Source organism: Pseudomonas viridiflava (assembly GCF_900184295.1).
GTDB classification, from domain to species: Bacteria; Pseudomonadota; Gammaproteobacteria; order Pseudomonadales; family Pseudomonadaceae; genus Aquipseudomonas; species Aquipseudomonas viridiflava.
Map to the genome: position 1 here is coordinate 3689206 of NZ_LT855380.1, position 24964 is coordinate 3714169.

Genomic DNA, 24964 nt, shown 5'->3' on the forward strand with positions numbered 1-24964 from the left:
TTCAGGACCGCTTGGCCCCCAACTGCTTCCACATCTTTTGCGTGATTCTCTGCCGGTTACGGTAACCCTCCCACGGATCGCCTTTCAATTCACGCAGACGTTGCTCCAGATTGGTGACGTCCCATTGAGCCGAAGACGTAAGGCCCGCCAGTTCATCGAGCGCTATCGGCACCGAAACGGGAAGCCCGGGCCGGGCACGAACCGAATAGGCGGTGACCGTGCTGCCGCCACGGCTGTTGCGAAGGTAGTCGACGAAAATGCGGCCGACGCGGTTTTTCGGGCCCATGGTGGCGGTGAAACGCTCGGGCAGCTGTTGGGTCACGAACTCGGCGATGGCTTTGGCGAAGCCTTTGACCGTATCCCAATCAGCGTGCCGGGCGAGCGGCACAATGATGTGCATGCCTTTGCCGCCGCTGGTTTTCAGAAAGGCCTCAAGCCCGAGTTCTTCAAGCACCGCCAGCACCATTTGTGTGGCTTCGATCATGCTGCGCCAGGGCAAGGCCGGATCCGGGTCAAGGTCGAGCACCAGATGGTCAGGCGTTTCGATGCGATCACTGGTCGCCCCCCAGGTATGAAACTCGATGGCGCCCATTTGCGCGGCGCCGACCAGAGCCTGAACCGTGTCGATTTCCATCAGCGCGGCATGGCCCGGATCAAGCTTTCGATCCAGTTGCCGGATATGGGGGATCGCCAGGCGCTCGGAGTGCTTCTGAAAGAACTGCTCGCCGTCGATACCCTCGGGGCAGCGCAGCAGCGCGACGGGACGATTGTTCAGATACGGCAGGATCCAGTCGGCAATCGATTCATAAAACTGGGCCAGTTCGATCTTCTGCGTGCCGCTCTTGCTGTCGATCACCCGGTCCGAATGGCTGATGCCGACACCCGCGACGTTCACCTTGCCTCGCGCCGTCTTGCGTGCAACGGGAGCCTCTAAAGCTTTTGTCTTGGAGCTTTTTGCAGCTTTGGGGCGGCTGGCAATGTCGGCTGGCTGAGGGTACTCACGCACCACCTCACTGGCGGGTTTGTCGCTGCGCAATCCTACGAAAGCTGCCTGACGCAGAATGCCTTCCCGCGTCCACTCCGCGAATTCGGCCTCGCAGATCAGTCGCGGTTCTACCCACTGCACACCCCGCGCCTGTGCCGAGGTGAGCTTCTTGTCGAGCGGCGAGGTATCGCGCTCCAGCGGCTGCAACTGATCGTGCAACTGTTTGAGGGTCTGACTGGTGAAACCGGTGCCGACCCGCCCTGCATAGACCAGACCGTCATCATCATTGACCGCCAGCAGCAAGGCGCCGAACGCCGAGCGACTGCCCTGCGGCGCGGTGTAACCGACAATCACGAACTCCTGACGCAGCCGACATTTGAGCTTGATCCAGTCGGCGTTGCGCTTGCTGACATACGGACTGCCGGCCCGCTTACCGATCACGCCCTCCAGCCCCATCGCGCTGGCGCTTTCGACGATGTCCTTGTGCCCCGAACGAAACGCATCGGAGAAACGCAACAGACGGCTGCGCTGTTTACCGAGCACCTGTTTGAGCGCATCGCGGCGCTGCTCGATGGGCACCTCACGCAGGTCCTCACCAGTCAGATACGGCATGTCGAACAGGTAATAGAGAATGTCCTTGCTGCGACCGATTTCAAAGGCATTCTGCAACGCCTGAAAATCCGGCAGCCCCTGGTCGTTGAGCACCACGACTTCGCCATCGAACCAGGTGTCCTGCAGTTTCAGCGCCTTGATCGCCTTGGCCAGCTCGGGCAGCCGCTCGGTCCAGTCGTGGCCGTTGCGCGTAAAAAGCCGCACGTCATCGCCCTGAATACGCGTCAGGATGCGATAGCCGTCGAACTTGATTTCGTACAGCCATTCACCCGCAGGGGGCGCGTCCACCAATGTAGCGAGTTGCGGGGTAAGCAATTCGGGAAGCGCGGCCTTTGCCTTGGTGCGGGAAGACATGCGGGAAGGTTTGGCCGGTGCCGTATCGGTTTTGGTCTTTGTCGACCGGGGTTTGGCCTTCGATGCCGGAACCCGTCCGACGCCGACATGCGCACCGCTGATCACGCTCTGCGGCTGTTGCTCGATGATGTCGTATTCGTCGGCAGGCCGGGCGACCGAATCCTTTTCCTTGATCAGCAGCCACTGCTCCTTGCTGCCGCTGCCCTTGAGCCGGGTACGCACCAGTGCCCAGTCACCGGTGAGCTTTTCGCCGATCAGCGTGAACTTGAGTTTGCCCTCAGCGTAGGTCTTGCGCGGGTCGCCATGGGGCTCCCAGACGCCACGGTCCCAGACAATGACGTCGCCACCGCCATACTGCCCCTTGGGAATGCTGCCTTCGAAACTGGCGTAACCCAGCGGGTGATCCTCGACATGCACCGCCAGGCGTTTCTGGGTCGGATCAAGGCTCGGCCCCTTGGGCACCGCCCAGCTTTTGAGCGTGCCGTCCAGCTCAAGACGGAAATCGTAATGCAGGTGGCTCGCGTCGTGCTTCTGAATGACGAAGCTCAACGCATGAGCCTTTGCCGAGCGCATTTTACTGCCCGCCTCGGCAGGCTCCGAGGTGATGTCGAAGTTGCGTTTGCGCGTGTATTCGCTGACAGGCTTGGCCATGGTCAATGTCTCCGTACGGCTCAGGAGGCCTTGCTGGTTTTCTTGCGAGCCGGCGCACGGCGCTTGGCAGGTTCTTTGGTGGCGGACGCCTTGGACTTGGCGGATTCGCTGGCCGACGCCTTGGCCTTGGCCGCAGGTTTGCTCGCCTTGCTTTTGCTGGCGCCGCCCTTGCCCGCGAGGCTGCGGCGCAACAGGTCGGTCAGATCGATGACATCGGCGCTCTTGCGCTCTTCCTCGCCCTGATCAGTTTCAAGGTCCTGGATCTTGCCCTCTTTTGCCTTGGTCTCGACCAGTTGCATGATTTTGTCCTGAAAGGTGTCGCGGTAGTCTTCCGGCGTCCAGTCGGCACTCATGTCCTTGACCAGACGCTTGGCCATATCGCGCTCGCTCTTGTTCAACTGCACGTCGGTGACCGCATCGCTCAGGTCCAGATCATCGAGCTCGCGCACATCGGCGGGCCAGCGCAGGATCACCATGACCAGCGCTGAAGCCAGCGGCATGACGGCAGCCAGATGCTCCTTGGTGTGCAGCACCACATTGGCCAGCGCTACTTTTTTGGTGTCGTGCAACGTCTCGCGCAGCAGGGCGTAGACCTTTTCGCCGCGCTTGTCGGGGGTCAGAAAGTAAGGGGTGTCGATGTTCTGCAAGGGAATCTGCTGGCTGTCGACGAAGCCGAAGATATCGATGGTTTGCGTGGACTTGGGATGCGCAGCACGGATCTCCTGCTCGCTGAGCACCACGTAACGGTCTTTCTCGTATTCGACGCCCTTGACGATGTTCTCGCTGGACACTTCCTTGCCGGTGACCTTGTTGATGCGCTTGTAGCCCACCGGATCCATGCTGCGCTTGTCGAGCCAGTCAAAATCGACACCTTTCGATGATGTCGCCGAAATCAGTGCCACCGGTATATGCACCAGCCCGAAACTGATCGCGCCCTTCCAGATTGCCCTTGCCATTGCCTGACTCCCTCTGAACTTAAAAAGGTGACAGGCCGGGGTGGGCAAAGTTTCGGCCGGCAGACGAGCGCCAGAGCGGTGTAAGCGAGGCACCCGAAGGTCTGACTTTTATTTATATAACCTAAGAGTCTAAAAATATGGATTAACGTTCTTTTACGGAATAAATCTGAGTGTCTATAAATGGCGTCACTCCGAGGCGCTGTCGACCTGCTGTCCGGGATCCAACAGTTGCCTTCAACGACTCTGACCCGGCTGACCACTCAAGGATTTGTCATGAACGTTTTCTGGTTTCTTCCGACTCACGGCGATGGCCATTATCTGGGCACGACCAAGGGCGCGCGCCCAGTCACGCTCAACTACCTTAAGCAGGTGGCGCAGGCGGCTGATGATCTGGGTTACTACGGCGTACTGATTCCCACCGGGCGTTCATGCGAAGACTCGTGGGTAATCGCCTCGGCGCTGGTGCCGCTCACTGAAAAGCTCAAGTACCTGGTGGCGATTCGTCCGGGCATCATTTCTCCGACAGTGTCGGCGCGCATGGCGGCAACGCTGGATCGACTGTCCGGCGGCCGCTTGTTGATCAATGTCGTCACCGGCGGCGACCCGGACGAGAATCGGGGCGATGGCAGCTTCCTCGATCATAGTGAACGCTATGAAGTGACCGACGAGTTCCTGAAAATCTGGCGTCGGGTCCTGCAAGGCGAAGCTGTGGACTTCGAAGGCAAGCACCTGCGCGTGCAAAACGCCAAGGCGCTCTACCCGCCGATCCAGAAACCCTATCCTCCGTTGTATTTCGGTGGTTCTTCCGACGCGGCCCACGACCTGGCTGCCGATCAGGTTGACGTTTACCTAACCTGGGGCGAGCCTCCAGCCGCCGTCGCCCAGAAGCTGGCTGATGTGCGGGAACGCGCGGCACGCAAGGGCCGGACCGTGAAGTTCGGAATTCGCCTGCACGTCATCGTCCGCGAGACCAGCGAAGAAGCCTGGAAGGCCGCGAGCACGCTGATCGAACACATCAGTGACGACACCATCGCCGCAGCGCAGAAATCCTTCTCGCGTTTCGACTCCGAAGGACAGCGCCGCATGGCTGCCCTGCACGACGGGCGTCGAGACAACCTGGAGATCGCACCGAACCTGTGGGCAGGCGTCGGTCTGGTGCGCGGCGGCGCTGGCACTGCACTGGTGGGCAACCCCGAAGAAGTGGCGGCGCGCATCAAGGAATACGCGGACCTGGGCATCGAGAGCTTCATCTTCTCCGGCTACCCGCATCTGGAAGAAGCCTATCGCTTTGCCGAACTGGTGTTCCCGCTGCTACCGGAGCCTTACGCCAGCCTGGCGGGACGCGGCATCACCAACCTGACCGGCCCGTTCGGCGAGATGATCGCCAACGACCTGCCGCCGCAGGCCAAGTGATGTCGGTGCAACTGCTGACCCTACCTCACTCGCCTGCACTGGCCACCTCGATCAGGGCCACGGCGCAGGTGTTCGAAGACCCGAAATCCAGAGCCCTGCTGGAGCACGTCAGGCAGGTGGCACCCAGCGACGCCAGTGTGTTGATCATTGGCGAAACCGGCACGGGGAAGGAACTGGTAGCCCGTCATGTCCATGCCCTCAGCGCCCGCCGCGACAAGCCATTCGTGGCGGTCAACTGCGGAGCCTTTTCCGAAAATCTGATCGAGGCCGAGCTGTTCGGTCACGAGAAAGGTGCCTTTACCGGTGCTATCGGCGCCAAGGCAGGCTGGTTCGAAGAGGCCAATGGCGGCACGCTGTTTCTCGACGAGATCGGCGATCTGCCCATGAGCCTGCAGGTCAAATTGCTGCGAGTGCTTCAGGAGCGCGAAGTGGTGCGTCTGGGTTCGCGCAAGAGCATTCCGATCGATGTGCGGGTGCTGGCGGCCACCAACGTGCAGCTAGAGAAAGCCATCAACGCCGGACACTTCCGTGAGGACCTCTACTACCGGCTGGACGTGGTCAATCTGGAACTGAGCCCGCTGCGGGACCGGCCGGGCGACATCCTGCCGCTGGCGCTGCATTTCATTCAGGTCTACAGCCAGCGTCTCAGGAACGGCCCGGTCAGGGTCAGCCCGGAAGCCGAGCACAAGCTGAAAACCTACAGCTGGCCCGGCAATATCCGCGAGCTGGAAAACGTGATTCACCACACCCTGCTGGTTTGCCGTGACGGGGTGATCCAGCGCGACGACCTGCGCATGTCCAACCTGCGTATCGAGCGCCAGGATGATTACACTCAGCAGGAAGAGACCCCGGAACAGTTGCTGAACCGGGCATTCCAGACGCTGTTCGAAGAACAGGCCGGCGCCCTGCATGAGAAGGTCGAAGACGCGCTGCTCAGAGCAGCGTATCGGTTCTGCCATCACAATCAGGTGCACACCGCCAGCCTGCTGGGCCTGACACGCAATGTGACACGCACCCGGTTGATCCGAATCGGCGAACTGGCCGTCAACAAGCGCAGACCGGGTGAGGCCCTGCAGGGAGACCGGATGTTGCACCTCTCCGTGTGACCGGACCTTCGCCCTCTCATCGTTATACACAAGTCATCTGGCTATACAGTGAGACAGCGCACTGCCGTGCTTTTTTGCGCGATAGTGCGGACACCGCCGATTGCGACGTGGGTGAAGGCTGAGTCCTGGCGCTGATTCGGGGGGCAATCGGCATGGATGCCGATTGAGCTGCACTGGGCCATGGATGGCCCATTTGCAGCGACCTCCGAATCAGTGTCAGGACGAAGGAACCCCGGCGAAGCCGGGGCCGGAACCGGAGCGAAGGACTTTGGCTACTTTGGTCCCTCAAAGTAGCGCGCCGTAAGGGCGCAAAGGTGACCTGAGCCGGGCGCTCGGCTAACTGAATCCACAGTCTGTGCCATTTGTGACGCGGAGCGTCACGGGAGGCATGCCCACGCAGAGCGATGAGCTGGGTAAACGCGGGGCAGGACCTTATCTGCTGGATCAGGCCTGAAACGTTGCGGACTCAGTCTGCCAGGTGGATGGCCAATGCTTTGGCCTGACTCGCCACATCATTCACAGCGGTACTCTCCCACCACATCCCGCGCAACGGTGGACCCATGGCGAACAGGCGTGAAGAATAACGGCCTTGCGCATCAAGCACGGCGCCACGGGAATCGGCTGCGATGCCCAGCGCCAAAGGCCCCGGCTGGATCAACCCTCTGGCCAGCAATTGACGCGGCAGAGCACGATCAACGCGACGCCAGTCGTATTCGATGCCGGTGGAATTGATCAACGCATCGCCAATGATTGACGATGGCTGATCATCGCCGCGATAACGCAGCGTAATCTGCACCTGCCCCGCCAAAGTCGATACCCCCTGTAACGATGCCGCATAGATGCTCAGTCGCCCTTCCTTCAAGAGCCGCGCGACCAGTGCCGCACTCGGCGGCGGCGAACGATGATGATGACTTTCCCACCAGGGCCGCACGTGACGGACGAATTGCCGACGCTGCCTGTCGGTGGCCTGATTCCACAATCGACCGATATTGGCGCGCACCGTGTCGAGCGGTGCTTGCCAGTCGATACCGCTCTCGATGGCCAGCTCACATTGCTCGCGGACCTTGCGAACCAACTGCCGGGGGCTGCGAATGCTGTGATCCTGACCGAGAAAATCCGGCCATTCAGGCGGCTGACGTCGCACGTGGGGCAGCAGTCCGTGACGGGAATAGACCTGAATGGGCCCCCGGTGTCCGGCCTGTTCGAGCGATACCACGGCATCGACCATCGTCAGCCCGGAGCCAATGATCAATACCCGTGCTCTGGGATCGAGCTCGCGCATTACGTTGACGTCCCACGGATCGAGCGCCGCCGCATTGAGCCCGCTCGACTCGCGCTGCGGCGTGCGCGATGCCGCATACATACCCGTCGCCAATACCGCGAAGTGACCTTGCAGTACGCGGCCATCAGCAAGCGTGGCGGACACACCGACGGCCTGCTCCTGAACATCCACCACTTCACCGCGCACGTGCTCGACGGTCGATCCACGGGTCGCGCCCAGTGCCCGGGCTTCCTTCAATCGCTGCTGAACGTAGAGTCCGAAAATACCGCGTGGCGGAAACAGCTCGGCGACCGGCACCCGTTGCGCGGCAGCCTCGGGCCAGCCGCCGGTTGCCAGGTATTCGGTGAGCCAGCGCGTCAGGTCGTCTGCATCATCCGCATCGGCACTCATGCGGGCGGCATTGCCATTGAGCGTGTGGCCGATCTCCGTTGCACTGTAAGCCTCACCGCGGCCCAGCTCTTCACGGGTTTCGACAATCAGGATTCGACGCTTTCCGGGTCTGCGCAACAATTGCACGGCCAGCATGGTGCCGCTCAGCCCGCCGCCGATAATTAGGATGTCGGCGGTCGGGTTATGGTCGTCGATCATCGAACGTGGCCTCTGGCGAATGTTGCAATGAATGGAGGTCGGTACGTTAAAGCACCACATTGCGCACAAAGCGCAGCGTGACGTCACCTTCGTTGCAATAACGGTGTGGCTGGTTACTGGGGAACATGTAGAACTCGCCGGGACCGACCTGCCGAGCCTCAAAGGCATCGGAAAACCGTATGGTCAGGTGCCCTTGCACGACGTAGACCTGCTCGCTCCAGCCTTCCGGATCGGCATCGGCTGCATACAGGTCGCCGGGCGCCAGGCAGAACTCCCACAACTCGACTTCGCGCCGCGCATTGGCCTTGGCCAGCAGAACGGCCTTGCTGCCGTGAATCCTACCTGCCCAGGCCAGTTCATTGATACGGCTGTGGTCGCGAATGTCTGGTGCCTGAATCAAGTCACTGAACGCCACTTCCAGCGCTTCGGCAACCCGATCCAGGGTCGCCAGACTGACGTTCCTTTCACCGGCCTCGATAGCCACCAGCATGCGCCGACTGACGCCGGACCGTTCTGCCAGAGCCGTCTGACTGAGTTCGGCCGCGTTGCGCAGGCGTCGCACGTTCTGACTGACATGCTGCAGTACCGGCGCGCGCTGGGAATTTTCTTTGTCCATGGGAGTGCTCATCCGAATCCGTTGCGCATTATACTGCACACTTTCGCGACGCCATTGTGTGTCGACCCGCTTGTTACAAGCAAGGCCGTGGGATCTGGAGCCGACATGAAGTCTATCAGCCGTACACCCCGTATCAGCAAGGCGGAAGCCGTACTCATCTTCATCACCATGCTATGGGGTGGCACCTTTCTTCTCGTGCAGCACGCCATGACGGTCAGCGGTCCGATGTTTTTCGTCGGCCTGCGCTTCGCGGCCGCCGCCATGATCGTCGCGCTGTGCTCGATGAATGTCATGCGCGGGCTGACGCTGCTGGAGCTCAAGGCCGGTGTCCTGATCGGTGCGGCAATCATGCTCGGCTACGGCTTGCAGACCATTGGCCTGCAGACCATTCCCAGCAGTCAGTCGGCGTTCATTACAGCGCTCTACGTGCCGTTCGTACCTTTGCTGCAATGGCTGGCGCTAGGGCGGCGTCCGGGTCTGATGCCGAGCCTTGGCATCGTCCTGGCCTTCACCGGCCTCATGCTGCTTTCAGGTCCGCAGGGCGCTTCACTGCACATGAGTCCGGGCGAGATTGCCACCTTGATCAGCGCGGTGGCCATTTCCGCCGAAATAATCATGATCAGCGCCTATGCCGGTAAAGTCGACGTGCGGCGGGTCACCGTGGTGCAACTGGCGACCGCCTCGATCCTGGCGTTCCTGATGATCGTTCCGACCCAGGAACGGCTGCCGGACTTTTCCTGGTTACTGGTATTCATCGCCGTAGGGCTCGGTGCGATGAGCGCGGTGATTCAGGTCGCGATGAACTGGGCTCAGAAAAGCGTTTCGCCAACCCGCGCAACAGTGATCTATGCCGGTGAACCCGTGTGGGCGGGCATTGTCGGACGACTGGCGGGTGAGCGTTTGCCGGGCATTGCCCTGCTGGGCGGGGCACTGATTGTGCTTGGCGTGATTGTCAGTGAAATGCGGCGGCGGCCATCGACCGTCCACCCGATGACCCTCGAAGAAGACGGTGTGGAAAAAGCGGACTGAAACCACTGGCTGATGCTGAGACTGACATCAGGCCCGGCGAAGATGGCTTACAAAACGCCACCAGACACTTTTTGTAGGAAATTCGAAAAACTGTCCCTTTGGTCTCGAAGTGTCTGGCACGTATGATGCTTGATATTTCCCCGCAGATTAGAAGCCTATGTCTCTGATAGTTCTACTGCTTCTGCCTTTCATCGGCAGCTGTCTGGCGGCGTTTTTGCCGCACAACGCGCGTAACGCGGAATCCCTTCTTGCAGGTCTCGTCGCCCTGATCGGCGCGGTTCAGATGGCCTTGTGGTTTCCGCAGATCGCAGACGGCGGTGTCATCCGCGAAGAGTATTTCTGGCTGCCGAGCCTGGGGTTGAATTTCGTCCTGCGCATTGATGGTTTCGCCTGGTTGTTTTCCATGCTGGTGCTGGGAATCGGTGCACTGGTGTCGCTATATGCCCGTTACTACATGTCACCGGACGATCCGGTGCCCCGCTTCTTTGCGTTTTTCCTGGCGTTCATGGGCGCCATGCTCGGGCTGGTGATGTCCGGCAACTTGATTCAGATTGTGTTTTTCTGGGAACTGACCAGCGTGTTCTCGTTCCTGCTGATCGGCTACTGGCACCATCGCGCGGATGCCAGACGCGGTGCCTACATGGCACTGATGGTCACCGGCGCAGGCGGTCTGGCCTTGCTGGCGGGGATGATGATTCTGGGTCATATTGTCGGCAGCTACGATCTGGACCGCGTTCTGGCCTCCGGCGACGCCATCCGTGCCCATACCCTGTACCCGGTCATGCTGACATTGGTGCTGATCGGCGCACTGAGCAAAAGCGCACAATTTCCGTTTCATTTCTGGCTGCCCCACGCCATGGCCGCCCCAACGCCGGTGTCGGCCTATCTGCACTCGGCGACCATGGTCAAGGCAGGCGTCTTTCTCATGGCACGCCTGTGGCCTGCCCTTTCAGGCACCGAGCAGTGGTTCTGGATCGTCAGCGGTGCCGGCGCCTGCACACTGATTCTCGGCGCCTACGCCGCGATTTTCCAGAATGACCTGAAAGGCCTGCTGGCCTATTCGACCATCAGTCACCTGGGGCTGATCACCCTGCTGCTGGGCCTCAACAGCCCGCTGGCTGCCGTCGCTGCGGTGTTTCACATTCTCAACCACGCCACGTTCAAGGCCTCGCTGTTCATGGCGGCGGGCATCATCGACCACGAAAGTGGCACCCGGGATATCCAGCGACTCAGCGGGCTTATAAAGCTCTTGCCCTACACCGCGACGCTCGCCATGGTCGCCAGCGCATCAATGGCCGGCGTACCGCTGCTCAACGGATTCCTCTCCAAGGAGATGTTCTTCGCCGAAACCGTATTCATTTCCGCCACTGCCTGGGTCGAAATCGCACTGCCTGTCGTGGCAACCATCGCCGGTGTATTCAGCGTGGCCTATTCATTGCGCTTCACCGTCGACGTGTTCTTCGGCCCGGCCGCCAAGGACCTGCCACACATGCCCCATGAGCCGCCGCGCTGGATGCGTGCTCCGGTCGAGTTTCTGGTGCTGGCCTGCATCATCGTCGGCATCTTTCCATCCCAGTCGGTCGCGCCGTTACTGGCGGCTGCCGCCCAACCGGTGGTCGGCGGAACCCTGCCCGAGTACAGCCTGGCGATCTGGCATGGCTGGAACGCGCCGATGATCATGAGTCTGGTGGCAATGGCCGGCGGTATCCTTCTTTACCTGCTGCTGCGCAACTCACTCAAGACCGACCGTTTTCCTGTTCCGCCGCTGGTAGGCCGCCTGAACGGCAAACGCTTCTTCGAACGCAGTCTGGTGGTCGTGATGCACTGGGCGCGGCGCTTCGAGCGCAAGGTCAGCACGCGCCGGCTGCAGCCGCAGTTGTTCCTGCTGGTGCTGGCGGCCGTGATGGGCGGCTTCATTCCGATGTACTTCAGTGGTCTGACCTGGGGGGATCGTCCGAAGATTCCGGGCTCCGGCGTGTTCGTGACACTGTGGCTGATTGCGATTGTCTGCGCGCTCGGCGCGGCATGGCAGGGCAAGTATCACCGACTCGCAGCACTGGTCATGGTCAGCGTCTGCGGCCTGATGACCTGCATCACCTTCGTATGGTTCTCCGCGCCTGACCTGGCGCTTACCCAGCTCGTTGTCGAAGTCGTGACGACTGTGCTGATCCTGCTCGGTCTGCGCTGGCTGCCACGTCGTAACGAAGATGTCGCAGCCACCAGCACCCGACTCAGAGCCCGCACCCGCCGGATCCGCGACTTCGTGCTGGCGGTCATGGTCGGCCTTGGCATGGCGATCCTGTCCTATGCCATGCTGACCCGCCAGACACCCAACGCCATCTCCTCGTTCTACCTCAGCCGCGCCCTTCCGGAAGGCGGCGGCACCAACGTGGTCAACGTCATGCTGGTGGACTTCCGCGGCTTCGACACCTTTGGCGAGATCACCGTGCTGGCCGCTGTCGCCCTGACGGTCTTCGCCCTGCTGCGTCGTTTCCGCCCGCCCAAGGAAAGCATTCCATTACCTGCCCAGCAGCGTCTGCTGGCACGCGACGTTGTCACCGATCTGATTAACCCGCGCGGCGCCAGCGACACCGCACTGGGCTTCATGATGGTCCCGGCAGCACTGGTACGCCTGCTGCTGCCAATCGCCTTCATCGTGTCGATGTACCTGTTCATGCGCGGCCACAACGAGCCGGGCGGCGGTTTCGTTGCCGGGCTGGTCATGTCGGTGGCGTTCATTCTGCAATACATGGTCGCCGGCACGCAGTGGGTAGAAGCACAGATGAGCCTGAGGCCCTTGCGCTGGATGGGCACCGGCCTGCTGTGCGCCGTGCTCACCGGGGCAGGCTCGATGGTGCTGGGTTATCCGTTCATGACCACCCACACCGCGCATCTGCACTTGCCGATCCTGGGTGATATCCACTTCGCCAGCGCATTGTTCTTCGACGTCGGCGTCTATGCCGTGGTCGTGGGCGCGACGCTGCTGATTCTTACCGCCCTGGCTCACCAGTCGGTACGCAGCCATCGCCCGACCCCGTTGCCCAAGCCTGTCGCCAACCCGCAAGGAGCCCTCTGATGGAAGAAGTCATCGCAATCGCCATCGGCGTTCTGGCCGCGTCAGGTGTGTGGCTGATGCTGCGCCCGCGTACCTTCCAGGTCGTGATGGGCCTCTGCCTGCTGTCCTATGGCGTGAACCTGTTCATCTTCAGCATGGGCAGCCTGTTCATCGGCAGAGAGCCGATCATCAAGGACGGCGTTCCCCAGGACCTGCTCAACTACACCGATCCCCTGCCCCAGGCACTGGTGCTGACGGCCATCGTGATCAGTTTTGCCATGACCGCGCTGTTTCTGGTTGTGCTGCTGGCTTCCCGAGGCCTGACCGGCACCGACCACGTTGATGGCCGGGAGCCCAAGGCATGAGTTGGCTGAATCAACTGATCATTGCCCCCATCCTTCTGCCGCTGGCGACGGCCGGGCTGATGCTGTGGCTGGGCGAGAAACGTCGCCCGCTCAAGGGCCGTATCAACCTGTTCTCCAGCATGCTCGGGCTGGGTATCTCCATCGTGCTGCTGTTCTGGGTCCAGGACACCGGCAGCACCGGTTCGATAGGCGTGTACCTGCCGGGTAACTGGGGCGTACCGTTCGGCATCGTGCTGGTGGTGGATCATCTGTCGGCCATGATGATGGTGCTGACCGGCATTGTCGGCGTCTGCGCCCTGCTGTTCGCCCTGGCCCGCTGGGACCGGGCTGGCGCCAGTTTCCACGCACTGTTCCAGATTCAGCTGATGGGCCTGTACGGCGCGTTCCTTACCGCAGACCTGTTCAACCTGTTCGTGTTTTTCGAGGTCCTGCTCGCAGCCTCCTACGGCCTGATGCTGCATGGTTCCGGACGCGCCAGGGTCACCTCGGGTCTGCACTACATCTCGATCAACCTGCTGGCCTCATCGCTGTTCCTGATTGGCGCCGCCCTGATCTACGGGGTGACAGGCACCCTGAACTTTGCAGATCTTGCGATCAAGATCCCGCAAGTATCCGAAGCCGATCAGGGCCTGCTGCACGCCGGGGCCGCGATTCTGGCCACCGCGTTTCTGGCCAAGGCTGGCATGTGGCCCTTGAACTTCTGGCTGGTCCCCGCCTACTCCGCCGCCAGCGCTCCGGTTGCGGCGATGTTCGCGATCATGACCAAGGTCGGCATCTACACCCTGCTGCGTCTGTGGACACTGCTGTTTTCAGGTCAGGCGGGGGCGTCGGCGTTCTTTGGCGGCGACTGGCTGATTTACGGCGGCATGGCAACCATCGTCACGGCAGCCATTGCAATCATTGCGGCCCAGCGGCTGGAGCGCATGGCCAGCCTGAGCATTCTGGTCTCGGCAGGCATTCTGTTGTCGGCCATCGGCTTCGCGCAGCCAAGCCTTACTTCCGGCGCGCTGTTCTATCTGGTCAGCTCTACGCTGGCCCTGAGCGCGATGTTCCTGCTGGCCGAGCTGGTCGAGCGCTCGCGCTCGGCCAACGAGATTCCGCTGGAAGAAGACGCCGACCAGTTGCCGCGCACACTGGAATCACTGCATCCACCGCCCGGCACCAACCTGGACGAAGAGCAGAAAGTCGTGGTCGGGCAAGTCATCCCGGTCACCATGGCATTTCTGGGCCTGAGTTTCGTGATCTGCGCACTGCTGATCATCGGCATGCCGCCGCTGTCCGGCTTCATCGGCAAACTGACCCTGCTCAGTGCGCTCATGAATCCGCTCGGCCTGGACGTCGCGCAGGACGAAGCCCTGTCGACGCCTGCCTGGATGCTGATCGGCCTGCTGATCTTCTCGGGGCTGGCCTCGCTGATCGCTTTTTCCAGACTCGGCACCCAACGATTCTGGACCCCCTACGAACGCCCTTCGCCGATCCTGCGTCGCAACGAATGCCTGCCGATCATCATCCTGCTGGGCCTGTGCGTTGCCCTGACGTTCAAGGCCGAACCATTGCTGCGCTACACTCAGGACACGGCTGCCGCCCTGCATGAACCCAAGCAGTACGTGCAGTCGGTTCTGGCAACGCGTCCGGTGCCAGGCCCCAACAGCAACGCTGGCGCGCCGGAGGTACAGCCATGAAACGCCTGTTCCCCGCCCCCGTTTTTTCTCTGGCCCTGTGGGTGTTATGGCTGGTGCTGAACCTGTCGATCAGTCCGGGGCATCTGTTGCTGGGTGCCGTGCTGGGCTTTCTGGCACCGTTGCTCATGGCGCCGCTGCGACCGTTGCCAGTGCGCATTCGCAAGCCGGGCGTCATCCTCAAATTCCTGCTGATGGTCGGGTGGGACGTGGTGGTCTCCAACTTCCAGGTCGGCGTGAGTGTCTGGCGACTCAAGCGTCGTCCGCCGCGCTCGGCCTTTGTCCGGATACCGCTGGACCTGCACGACGCCCATGGCCTTGCCGCGCTGGCGATGGTGACCACGGTAGTACCTGGGACTGTCTGGTCGGAACTGGCGCTGGATCGCAGCGTGCTGTTGATGCATGTTTTCGATCTTGAGGACGAGGCGCAATTCATCGAGCACTTCAAGACCGTCTATGAGCGCCCCTTGATGGAGATTTTCCAATGAGTGCCCTGCTCGACACTGCCATTCTGATCAGCCTGCTGATCTTTGCCCTGTCCATGGTCATTACCCTGATCCGGCTGATCAGAGGACCGTCTGCCCAGGACCGCGTACTGGCGCTGGACTACCTGTACATCACCGCAATGCTGATGATGCTGGTGCTGGGTATCCGTTATGCCAGTGACACATATTTCGAAGCCGCCATGCTGATCGCATTGTTCGGCTTCGTCGGCTCATTTGCCCTGGCCAAGTTTCTGCTGCGCGGAGAAGTAATCGAATGACTTCAATACCGATGAACGTGCCTTTCTGGGCCGAGGTACTGACTGCCGTGCTGTTGATTGCCAGCAGCCTGTTCACCCTGACCGGAGCACTGGGGCTGCTGCGCCTGAAGGACTTTTTCCAGAGAATGCACCCGCCTGCCCTGGCTTCGACACTGGGTGCCTGGTGCGTCGCGCTGGCCTCGATCATCTACTTCTCCGCACTCAAGTCGGAGCCGGTGATTCACGCCTGGCTGATCCCTGTCCTGCTGGCGATCACAGTCCCTGTGACCACACTGCTGCTGGCGCGAACCGCGCTGTTTCGCAAGCGCATGGCCGGCGATGACGTACCGGCGGAAGTCAGCGGCGGACGCAACGAAGGCGAGTCCGCTGGCGGATGACGAGCACAATGCCAGCGTTATTCGCTGGCCTTGAATGACAGTTCGCCCTTGCGCCATTTTGCAGCCTTGCCGACAGCCGTCTTGAGCGTCTTGCTCATGCCGGACTGAAGCTGTTCAGTGGCGGCAAACACCATGAACACCGTGTGACCTTCCTTGAACACAATGCCGTGACCTTCAGCGGTATCGACAAACGCGTAATCGCCCAGGCCGTAGACGGTCAGTTTGATTTCACGGAATCTGATTTCGAACTTCCCACCCTCACGGCTCGGCAATACAGAGGCGCGAAAATGATCACCGACCTTGAGTTCAAGGCGCGGCTTGTCATCGACGACCATAGCGGACTCGGTGTCGATCTCTGCGATGTAGATGCCTTCGGCCGACTGTTCGGTGACATAGACAAAACGTGATTGAAACTGCTTGACCAACTGTGCCCGCAGATCGCCGAGCACGAATAACGCGTGCGTATCCAGGTTGCTTACAGCCAAAGTACAAACCCCCAACGTGATAAATGATGCTGCCCGGTATGCGGGCAGTTAAAAGTCGTTCATCCGTGTTGCCGCATGGCGCGACCAAGACCTGCTGACGCGCTGCACTGCGGGATGCCAGGCAGGCCACCACGTACCCTGTGCAGGCTGGCGACGGATTCTACCGGCTCACAGCGTCAACGGGATATATACCTTTTGTACAAACGATGTCGCACAGGCATCACCTTCGATGAACCCGAGACGCCCTGGACACGTAAGGGGTACCTGATTCTCACTGAGGAGTGACTCGTTGCATGTATGAACATAGCACTTGCCTTGCGTATAAGAAAAGTCGGCTCATCTCCAGGGAAAAATGCATCGAACTCTTGTCCGGGCAGACCACTCCGATGCAGGACCAATGACTGTACGGGGTTCGCCCTCGTCGAGGAGATGACATGGAATTGCCCAACCCTGACCTGCCAGGCCTGTTCGCCCAATTGGGTCTGGATAATGACGAGAACAGTATCGATGCCTTTGTTGCCCGACATCGACTGCCCGATGAGGTGAAACTGATCGACGCCGAATTCTGGACCCCCCAACAGGCAGCATTCCTCAAGGAAGAGCTGCGTGCCGATGCCGAGTGGGCACCTGTTGTCGACGAATTGAACGTACTTCTGCACAAGCAGTCCTGACCGAAAAAGAGTGATGCAGGTCAGCCTGCATCACTCTCCCAGGCTTATTGAGGATAGCCATGCTGTCCGACATTGGGATGCAGCACCCGTCCGCCTGGCTCCGGCGCATGCACGAACACCGCGTCACCCAGACTGCCCAGCCTGCCTATCGCCGCGCTCCAGTGCGCCGAATGATGAATGTAGCGCCAGCGAAGAATTTTCTCTTCATCGTCGCTCAGCGTGTATGGATCCCCCCGCGCATAATCGATCAGCTTGCAGGCAATGCCTTCAAGTTCGGGCGGCAGCTTGAGTTCCTGCACGATGGGAATCGGTTTGAACGGTACGCCTTCGTCACAGGCCAGCGCATGCATGACGCGCAGATGCACTCGCGACAGATGGCCGAACACCTGACGCCGCAGACAGACAGCAATGACCGTCGAACGCCCCCCGAAAGATCCCATGCCGCGAGACCGGCACTGTTCATCACACACCTGAACCTGCAGCGAAGCCTGGGTGTCCAGCGGATCGATCCAGCGCTCTGCATCCATCTCGCTCAACTCGGCCTGCGCTTGCAGCCATGCCGACGTCGATTCGTGCAGATCGCCGGCATACAGCGTGCTGACACGTGGCCGGGTCAGCATTACGCTTTCCTCCATCTGCGGCAGGTAACCACCGCCGATGTCGGCATGCGCGCCCGGCAGCACGATTTCTCGCGGCCACACCGGCCTGATGCTGTTCAGCGCAAAATTGCGGCGCAATTCATCACGGGCCACCAGATGCAGGACCTGCTGCGCGCAATCGGGCGGCAGGTAAAGGTTGACGCGTCGATTGGCCGAATCACTGACGTTGCCCAGATCCTTGAGGCTACCGATGGCAGCGACGGTATCGAACAGACCGACCACCTTGATCCGCACGCTGCCGTTTTTCCAGCTGAAGTCTTCGCTCAACCGAACCTTGCGGCTGCCCAGTACAGGCTCAAGCAGGCCGGCGGACTGTTTGAGCACTTCGTTCACGAAGTGCCTGGCCGACGCGGCGCCCCGGCTGAATCCAAAGACATCCAGTTCGATCGCCTCGATGACGCACCCCGGATTGAGTTGCGGAAACGCTCTGAGGCGCGAGTCCAGCTTTCTGATCGCCCGCTCGACCTTGGCCACCACGCCCGTGGGGCCACGTCCAAAACTCTGGCCCGGCCAGAGCGAATCGCGACTGCCCGATGTCGTTCCCGCGCCACTGACATAGATCGGCCAGTAAACCCGTAGTCCACCCCCATCATTGGCGGCAATCTGTTGATCACGATAGAGATCGACCAGCCTGGCGATATTGGTCAGATCATTGCTGTAACTGCTGGAAGGATCGCAATGGCGCCCTGCACATTCCCTGATATGCCGTTCGCCATTGACTTCCATAAGCGCCTGACAGTCCGCGCCGATCCGGCTATTGAGTCGGTTATTGCCTGTTCCATCGAAGAAAACGCCTGCCCGTATGGTGACGCGCAGTGCAGCCGCGTCCGAAACGGTAGCGTCTTCTTTAACATTCCCTGTATTTTTCATCCTGTTTCCGTCCTTAGATGTTCCCAGTAGCGGCGATTGTCAAATCAACTATTTACGCCGTTGATTCAACTAGCTTGCTCAGCCCACAAGAACAGTCAAGTCACAGAAAGACTTTTCAGAAACTTCCTACAACAATAAAACACTCACACTAAATCAGGGCAAACAAACCCGATAAAAATAGAGAAACAATATTTTTATATATCAACTACCGCAGTAAACATATTCAAACTGTTTGCCGCCCTTTTGAACGCTATTCAACCGCAAGTGAGTTATCTGTCACTTCGAGGCTGCGGCTTCAGGCTTGTAGCCCAGTCTCAGTCCACCCCAATGTCTACCCTTGACCGTGATCGGCACCGACAGGTCATGCATCAGCTCACCGGTGTCGCGGGTGTAGGTCTGCAGCAGCACGGGCTGTTGATGGCTGCCGCAACGGATGCCGGTGCGGTCATCGAATTTGCGCTTGCTGCGGTTACGGGCGTTGTCGACAGCAGGGTCGCCGGTCAATGGCTGGTTGAAGGCATTGTTGTGAGTCGGTACGTAACCCTGTTGCGTGCAGGCGATGGCGAACACCAGCCCTTCATGCCGCGACAGCAACGGCTCCTGTACAGCGGGCAGGACCTGATCGGTATAGCGGTCGAACCGGGTATTGAAACGCGTCGGCAACGTATTCGGGATAGGTTTGTACTGCCGGTCGAACAGATCATCGAGGCTGACGGTGCCCCCCTCGATGTCGGCTTCGAACTTCGCCGCGATCTGCTGCGCCCCCTCGCGGGCCAGGTCGTAGATGCGCTGGTGGTAATCATCCAGGCCGACCTGCGCCAGACGCTGACTGATGGTTTCGGCCTGCCCCTCCATCTGCACGGCAGCTTTAGCCAGATGCCGGGTCTGCTCGTCGCTGACGGCCAGATCGCCGCGCATGCGCTCAACGGCTTCGAACAGGCCTGCCAACTGGTCCTGATTGGTCTGTGCGCCATGGGCAATTTCACCCACCTGGCTCTCCACCTCGACCGCCAGACGCGCAATGCTGTCCAGGTGCTCACCGGTCAGTTCCACCTGCTGGACACCACTGTCCAGATCCGCTGACAACTGGCGAATCTGTTCGACCACCTGAGTGGTGCGTTGCTGGATATCGGCAACCATCTGCCCGACTTCCTGCGTGGCACTGGCGGTACGACCGGCCAGCCCGCGCACCTCATCGGCCACGACGGCAAACCCGCGCCCGTGCTCGCCGGCGCGTGCGGCCTCGATGGCGGCATTGAGCGCCAACAGGTTGGTCTGGCTGGCAATGGACTGAATCACCATCGTCACGCGCTGGATTTCCTCGCTGCGCTGATTCAGTGCCCCGATCAGTTCACGACTCTCCACCGCTCCCTGACTCAGGCGGTGCATGCGCTGAATGGATTCGTTCAGAACCACGCTGCCCGCATCACTGCGCTGGCGGGCCTGGCTGGCCGCGCTGAGGGCCTGTTGGCTCAACTGGGCCGTCTGCCGTTCTGTCGTGATCATGACGTCGGCGCTGCTCACCACTTGTTCCGCAGCATCGAGTTGCGACTGCACCCGACCGGCCAGTTGACGCACGGAAAACGCGACTTGCGCAGCGGATAGCGCGTTGTGGCTGGTGGTGCGGGACAGATCGCGGGTCAGATTACCGATGGCGCTGTCTTCAGACACGACGGCGGGGCGAGCGGCGTTGGCGGGCAGCAGACGTGGCAGCCAGATCACCAACAGGGCGACCGGCACGGCGAGGTAAAGGGAGACGCTGACAAAATTGATCGCCGCCAACAGCAGGCACAGCGCGAGCGTCTGTATAACGGGCACCCAGGACCGGTTTGCCACGAAAGCGTTGTCGGACATGCTGCATCACCCCAAGCGTTTATTTATCGTTGTTTGTCCTCATTAAACGCCAGAAACCGGCCATCTGCCATGAGCCATTGGTGGTAAGGGCAATATTCCTTTCAATAAAACGCAGGCACAAGAAAACCGGGAGGCAATCGCTTGCCTCCCGGTTTCGTGACACCTGCCCGCTGCCTGTGAATCAGGCCTGGCGCTGGTGCTTGTCGATCTGCTCGTGGCGCTCTTGCGCTTCGATGCAATACTTGGTCGTCGGACTGATCAGCAGGCGTTTCAGGCCGATCGGCTCGCCGCTGTCATCACACCAGCCAAAAGTGTCTTCAGCGATACGCGACAGCGCCATTTCCAGCTGCGGCAGCATGCGCTGATCACGATCGATCACGTTCACCAGCCAGTGACGCTCTTCTTCCACAGAAGCAGCATCGGCGGGATCTGCAGGGGTATCCAGGCTCTCGATAGCGATACGGCTTTGCTCGATTCGCTCGTGGATTTCGACCTTCATGTTCTGCAACAGCTCGACGAAGAAAGCGTGCTGCTCGGCGTTCATGTAGTCATCGGCCGGCATGGCCAGCAACTTTTCCTTTGTCATTGATTTCTCTATAAAAAAACGTGCATTGAGGAGCGGCTCAACGTTGCCGTACAAGCGCCATGATCTCCAAGCGCCACCTGGCACTCAATTTACGAGGGGCGGCAGTCTAAGGCCGCCTCGCGCACTCGGCAACACAATTGAAGTCTTTTGGCCAACAATTGCGCGGCAGCCCCTGAAAACCGGGCACCAAACCTGTATTACGCTGGGTTGGATGAGGGTCTGACCGACACAGAACCAATCGGTTCCAGCAACCTTATAACGCACAAAAGGGCCTCGAAGGCCCTTGTGTGCGCAGGTTGCTCTCAGCGCTTGGTCTTGCGCTTGTTGCGATACTGGTCGATGACCACCGCTACCACAATGATCAGCCCCTTGATGATGTCCTGAACGTAGGCATCCACCCCGACGAACGTGAACCCGCTGGCCATGACGCCGAGGATCAGTGCGCCGATCACCGTACCGGTGATGCGCCCCACCCCGCCCGCCAGACTGGTGCCACCAATTACCGCAGCGGCGATGGCGTCCAGCTCATAGGACATGCCCATCCCGGCCTGCCCGGTTGCTGCCCGCGCCGACGCAACGACACCGGCAAGACCGGCCAACAAACCGGCGATGCTGTAGACAATGACCAGATGACGCTTGACGTTGATCCCGGAAGTACGGGCCGCCTGCATGTTGCCGCCGATGGCATAGGTGTACTTGCCGTACTTGGTGTAGCGCAGTGCGATGTGGAAGATGACCGCGACCACCAGAAAGATGATCACCGGCATCGCGCCTTGGCCAATGGCGGTGTAGGAGTCAGACAGCATGCTCACTGGCTGACCTTCGGTGTAGAAGCGCGCCAGCCCGCGGGCCGACACCATCATGCCGAGGGTCGCGATGAACGGCGGAATGCCGGTGATGGCAATGATGCTGCCGTTGATCGCACCGGCCAGCAATCCAACCCCCAGCCCGACCACCACCGGTATCCACACTGGCAGATCGGTCAGCGAAGGAAAGACCGCACGGGAAAAATCCGAGGTCTGCGCAAGGCTGGCGGCAACCATTGCCGACAACGCCAGTACCGATCCTGAAGACAGGTCGATGCCGGTGGTGATGATCACCTGCGTCACGCCAATGGCCAGCAGACCAATGATCGACACCTGCAGGATCATTAGCACCAGCCGCTGCGAATTGAGCAGAAAGCTCTGATCGCGGACGATCCAGCCGAACAGTTCGAAGATCAGACCGATACCGATCAGGACCAGAAAAATGCTCAGTTCGGTCGGCAGTCGCCGTTTGTTCTTGGTCGGCGCCAGGGCCGGCTTGTTCTGCAAGATAGCGTTGCTCATGGTGTTACCCTCTTGTTCTTGTTCTGGCGTGTTCTTCTGGCCGAGGCCAGCCCTGCGAACTCAATGGACTCGATGTCCGGAAGCCAGATGCATGACTTTTTCCTGAGTCGCTTCACTGCGCGGCAGGATCCCCATCATTTCGCCTTCGTGCATGACCATGACCCTATCGCTCATGCCCAACACTTCGGGCAATTCCGAGGAAATCATGATGACCGCCATGCCTTCGCTGGCCAGAAAGGCGATCAGGCGGTAGATCTCGGCCTTGGCGCCCACGTCGATACCGCGGGTCGGCTCGTCGAGAATCAGAACTCTGGGGTTGGTCATCAGCCAGCGGGCCAGCAGCGCCTTCTGTTGGTTGCCGCCGGACAGTGTGTCGATGCACTGCTCCAGCGACGGCGTCTTGACCCGCAGCTTCTTGCACATGTCTTCGCACAGCGCCCGCAAGGCCTTCTGTTTGACGAAGCCATTGCCTGCGTAATTGGCCAGTACTGCCATTTCCATGTTTTCCATCACTGAAAGGCAGGGAAACAGTCCGGTCAGTTTCCGATCCTCGGTCAGCAGCGCAAAACCCAGGCCGATGGCCTGATGAGGATCGCCGATGCGCACCGCTGCGCCATCGTAGTGAATTTCTCCACCGTCGCTGGGCGTGATGCCGAACAGGGTTTCCGCCACATTGGTACGACCCGAGCCCATCAGCCCTGCAATGCCGAGAATCTCACCGGCATGCAGATCGAAGGACACGTCCTTGAAAATGCCATCCAGGCGCAGATCACGCACCGATAGAAGCAGATCGCCGATCGGTTTTTCACGTTCCGGGAAAAGCTGGGTCAACTCGCGACCGACCATCATCGAAATCAGGCTGTCTCCGTCCATGCTTTCGGCGCGCTGCAGACCGATATAGCAACCGTCACGAAACACCGCCACTTCGTCTGCGATCTCGAACACTTCATTCATCTTGTGGGTGATGTAGATGATGCCCTTGCCCTGCGCACGCAGGTCGGAAATGATGGAGAACAGATGCGCGACTTCGGTTTCGGTAATGGCCGAGGTGGGCTCGTCCATGATCAGTACATCGGAGTTATAGGAAACCGCCTTGGCAATCTCGACCATCTGCCGCTCGGCGATGCTCAGATTGCCCACCAGCTCTTCCGGGTCCAGCTTGATGCGCAGGCGTTCGAGCAGTTCGGCGGTGCAGCGGAACATTTCCCGGTGGTCGATCATGTGCAGGCCGTTGAGTTGCTCACGGCCGATCCAGATGTTCTCCGCAATGCTCATGAACGGCATCAGGTTCAACTCCTGATGGATCATGGCAATCCCGGACTGCAGGGCAGACAGCGGCGTGTCGAACGTGACGGGCTTGCCCCGCAGGCGAATTTCGCCTGCGTCGGGCTGATAGATACCGGCAATGATTTTCATCAGGGTCGATTTGCCGGCACCGTTCTCGCCCATCAGCGCCAGTACGCTGCCGGGACGGACCCGCAGTTGCACGTCGTTGAGCGCAATGACGCCTGGAAAGCCCTTGCTGATATTGCTGATTTCCAGCAGATAAGGCGGTTGGGCATTCAGGACATCGTGACCTGCACTACCGGAGGAATCGCGCTGGGCGGGCGTGGGGGTGGCAGTCGCTGAACCGGGCATGGTGACAAGCTCCTCAAGCGACAGGGCCGGGGCGCAGGATCCGCCCCGCCTGTCGGCTGTTCTTATTTGAAGGTGACGACGTTTTCAGGCGTGATCAGGCGGTACGGAATGACGATGGTCTGAGACGCCAGGGTCTCCTTTTTCGCCAGCTTCACGGCTGCATCGATAGCGCCGTTGGCCTGACCCTTGGCATCCTGAAAGACCGAGACCGTCAGGTCACCCTTGGTGATCGCGTTGAGCCCGTCGGGCGTGCCGTCCACACCGGCCACGAAGACCGAGCCCTGCTTCTTGCCAGCCTGCTTCAGGGCCATCGCCGCACCGATTGCCATTTCGTCGTTGTTGGCGAGTACGGCGTTGAAATCCCGGCCCTGGGTAATCCAGTCATTAGTCAGGTCCATGCCTTTCTGGCGCGACCAGATGCCGGTCTGTTCCTGGTCGATCTTGATGCCGGGGTATTTTTTCAGCACTTCCTTCACGCCGTCGGTACGGCCTTTCGTGGAGTTGTTGGCCAGATCACCCAGCAGAATCATCACGCTGCCCTTGCCGCCCATTTTCTCGGCGATATATTGCATCTGTAGCCGGCCGGCCTCGACGTCGTCGGAGGTCACGGTGGCAACGCCTGCAGGCAGTTTGGGATCATCCGGACGGCGGTTGACGTAAACCAGCGGAATGCCGGCCGCGACCGCAATCTTGGTGATTCTGGCAGTGGCGGCGGTGTCCACAGGGTTGACGATCAGGGCGTCGACTTTCTTGCCGATCAGCTCCTGGACCTGATCGAGCTGTTTGTTCACATCAGCCCGGGCATCGACGAATTGCAGCGATACGCCATCGGGCATGGTCTTGGCCTTGGCGCTCATGTCTTCGCGCAGGTAGGTCAGCCAGGTGTCGTCGAATTGCGACATGGCCACGCCCACCTTGATATCGGCCAGGGCGGCACCGCTGCCGAGCATCAGCGCCAGCGCCATTGCGGTGAAACGAATCGGGGTCTTCATGAAGGTCTGTCTCCAAATTCTTGTTGTTGTTCGGACTTGGTAACGACGTA

General features: G+C 60.3%; 21 protein-coding genes. 10 read left to right on the forward strand and 11 right to left on the reverse strand.

The window, feature by feature from the left end; genetic code table 11:
* Position 1: 1 nt before the first annotated feature.
* The gene (gene ligD, locus CFBP1590_RS16565) at positions 2-2602 is read right to left on the reverse strand and encodes a DNA ligase D (protein WP_088235529.1); all 2601 of its coding nucleotides are present in this window, start codon (positions 2600-2602) and stop codon (positions 2-4) included.
* 20 nt (positions 2603-2622) lie between these two features.
* Complete coding sequence (ku, locus tag CFBP1590_RS16570) at positions 2623-3558, reverse strand: non-homologous end joining protein Ku (RefSeq protein WP_069144403.1); 936 nt, start codon at positions 3556-3558, stop codon at positions 2623-2625.
* 273 nt (positions 3559-3831) lie between these two features.
* Here ku and ssuD point away from each other — a divergent pair, with 273 nt between their 5' ends.
* Both ssuD and CFBP1590_RS16580 read left to right on the forward strand, forming a co-directional pair.
* On the forward strand, positions 3832-4971 hold the full coding sequence (gene ssuD / locus CFBP1590_RS16575; protein WP_004887000.1) for an FMNH2-dependent alkanesulfonate monooxygenase: 1140 nt from the start codon (positions 3832-3834) through the stop codon (positions 4969-4971).
* Positions 4971-6077: a sigma-54 interaction domain-containing protein gene (locus CFBP1590_RS16580; RefSeq protein WP_088235530.1), complete on the forward strand. Its 1107-nt coding sequence runs from the start codon at positions 4971-4973 to the stop codon at positions 6075-6077. The genes ssuD and CFBP1590_RS16580 overlap by 1 nt, the downstream gene beginning before the upstream one ends.
* 466 nt (positions 6078-6543) lie before the next feature.
* Here CFBP1590_RS16580 and CFBP1590_RS16585 read toward each other — a convergent pair whose 3' ends face one another.
* Together CFBP1590_RS16585 and CFBP1590_RS16590 are read right to left on the reverse strand one after the other, a co-directional pair.
* Positions 6544-7947: an FAD/NAD(P)-binding protein gene (locus CFBP1590_RS16585; RefSeq protein ID WP_088235531.1), complete on the reverse strand. Its 1404-nt coding sequence runs from the start codon at positions 7945-7947 to the stop codon at positions 6544-6546.
* Positions 7948-7993: 46 nt separating this feature from the next.
* Positions 7994-8563 (reverse strand): helix-turn-helix domain-containing protein, encoded by a 570-nt coding sequence (locus CFBP1590_RS16590; RefSeq protein WP_029241443.1) that lies wholly within the window; start codon positions 8561-8563, stop codon positions 7994-7996.
* Positions 8564-8668: 105 nt separating this feature from the next.
* Between CFBP1590_RS16590 and CFBP1590_RS16595 the strand changes: the two genes are divergently transcribed.
* From CFBP1590_RS16595 to CFBP1590_RS16625, 7 genes are all read left to right on the forward strand, one after another.
* Complete coding sequence (locus CFBP1590_RS16595) at positions 8669-9592, forward strand: DMT family transporter (protein ID WP_088235532.1); 924 nt, start codon at positions 8669-8671, stop codon at positions 9590-9592.
* Positions 9593-9749: 157 nt separating this feature from the next.
* Positions 9750-12668: a monovalent cation/H+ antiporter subunit A gene (locus tag CFBP1590_RS16600; RefSeq protein ID WP_088235533.1), complete on the forward strand. Its 2919-nt coding sequence runs from the start codon at positions 9750-9752 to the stop codon at positions 12666-12668.
* Positions 12668-13012 (forward strand): Na+/H+ antiporter subunit C, encoded by a 345-nt coding sequence (locus CFBP1590_RS16605; protein WP_004883771.1) that lies wholly within the window; start codon positions 12668-12670, stop codon positions 13010-13012. Before CFBP1590_RS16600 ends, CFBP1590_RS16605 begins: the two co-directional genes overlap by 1 nt.
* On the forward strand, positions 13009-14694 hold the full coding sequence (locus CFBP1590_RS16610) for a monovalent cation/H+ antiporter subunit D (RefSeq protein WP_088235534.1): 1686 nt from the start codon (positions 13009-13011) through the stop codon (positions 14692-14694). Before CFBP1590_RS16605 ends, CFBP1590_RS16610 begins: the two co-directional genes overlap by 4 nt.
* Positions 14691-15179: a Na+/H+ antiporter subunit E gene (locus CFBP1590_RS16615; RefSeq protein WP_043304463.1), complete on the forward strand. Its 489-nt coding sequence runs from the start codon at positions 14691-14693 to the stop codon at positions 15177-15179. Before CFBP1590_RS16610 ends, CFBP1590_RS16615 begins: the two co-directional genes overlap by 4 nt.
* Entirely contained in the window at positions 15176-15454 is a 279-nt protein-coding gene (locus tag CFBP1590_RS16620; protein WP_004883774.1) for a K+/H+ antiporter subunit F, read from the forward strand. The genes CFBP1590_RS16615 and CFBP1590_RS16620 overlap by 4 nt, the downstream gene beginning before the upstream one ends.
* The gene (locus CFBP1590_RS16625) at positions 15451-15831 is read left to right on the forward strand and encodes a Na+/H+ antiporter subunit G (RefSeq protein WP_088235535.1); all 381 of its coding nucleotides are present in this window, start codon (positions 15451-15453) and stop codon (positions 15829-15831) included. The genes CFBP1590_RS16620 and CFBP1590_RS16625 overlap by 4 nt, the downstream gene beginning before the upstream one ends.
* Before the next feature lie 17 nt (positions 15832-15848).
* On the opposite strand, the gene CFBP1590_RS16630 is transcribed toward CFBP1590_RS16625, so the two are convergent.
* The gene (locus CFBP1590_RS16630; protein ID WP_029241447.1) at positions 15849-16316 is read right to left on the reverse strand and encodes a hypothetical protein; all 468 of its coding nucleotides are present in this window, start codon (positions 16314-16316) and stop codon (positions 15849-15851) included.
* Positions 16317-16750: 434 nt separating this feature from the next.
* Between CFBP1590_RS16630 and CFBP1590_RS16635 the strand changes: the two genes are divergently transcribed.
* Positions 16751-16987 (forward strand): DUF2789 domain-containing protein, encoded by a 237-nt coding sequence (locus tag CFBP1590_RS16635; RefSeq protein WP_088235536.1) that lies wholly within the window; start codon positions 16751-16753, stop codon positions 16985-16987.
* Positions 16988-17031: 44 nt separating this feature from the next.
* Here CFBP1590_RS16635 and CFBP1590_RS16640 read toward each other — a convergent pair whose 3' ends face one another.
* The 6 genes from CFBP1590_RS16640 to CFBP1590_RS16665 all read right to left on the reverse strand — a co-directional run bounded on the left by CFBP1590_RS16640 (position 17032) and on the right by CFBP1590_RS16665 (position 24914).
* Positions 17032-18516 carry a T6SS phospholipase effector Tle1-like catalytic domain-containing protein gene (locus tag CFBP1590_RS16640; protein ID WP_043304460.1) on the reverse strand — a complete coding sequence of 495 codons (1485 nt, stop codon included), beginning with the start codon at positions 18514-18516 and terminating at the stop codon, positions 17032-17034.
* 276 nt (positions 18517-18792) lie between these two features.
* A complete protein-coding gene (locus CFBP1590_RS16645) occupies positions 18793-20370 on the reverse strand; it encodes a methyl-accepting chemotaxis protein (RefSeq protein WP_088235537.1) in 1578 nt (525 codons plus the stop codon).
* A gap of 181 nt (positions 20371-20551) precedes the next feature.
* A complete protein-coding gene (locus CFBP1590_RS16650) occupies positions 20552-20956 on the reverse strand; it encodes a TraR/DksA family transcriptional regulator (protein ID WP_004883780.1) in 405 nt (134 codons plus the stop codon).
* 302 nt (positions 20957-21258) lie between these two features.
* Positions 21259-22284 (reverse strand): ABC transporter permease, encoded by a 1026-nt coding sequence (locus CFBP1590_RS16655; RefSeq protein ID WP_025993042.1) that lies wholly within the window; start codon positions 22282-22284, stop codon positions 21259-21261.
* A 60-nt stretch (positions 22285-22344) separates the two neighbouring features.
* On the reverse strand, positions 22345-23922 hold the full coding sequence (locus CFBP1590_RS16660) for a sugar ABC transporter ATP-binding protein (RefSeq protein WP_004883782.1): 1578 nt from the start codon (positions 23920-23922) through the stop codon (positions 22345-22347).
* Between the two features lie 62 nt (positions 23923-23984).
* Positions 23985-24914, reverse strand: a complete 930-nt coding sequence (locus tag CFBP1590_RS16665) for a sugar ABC transporter substrate-binding protein (protein ID WP_029241451.1) — start codon at positions 24912-24914, stop codon at positions 23985-23987.
* Positions 24915-24964: the final 50 nt, after the last annotated feature.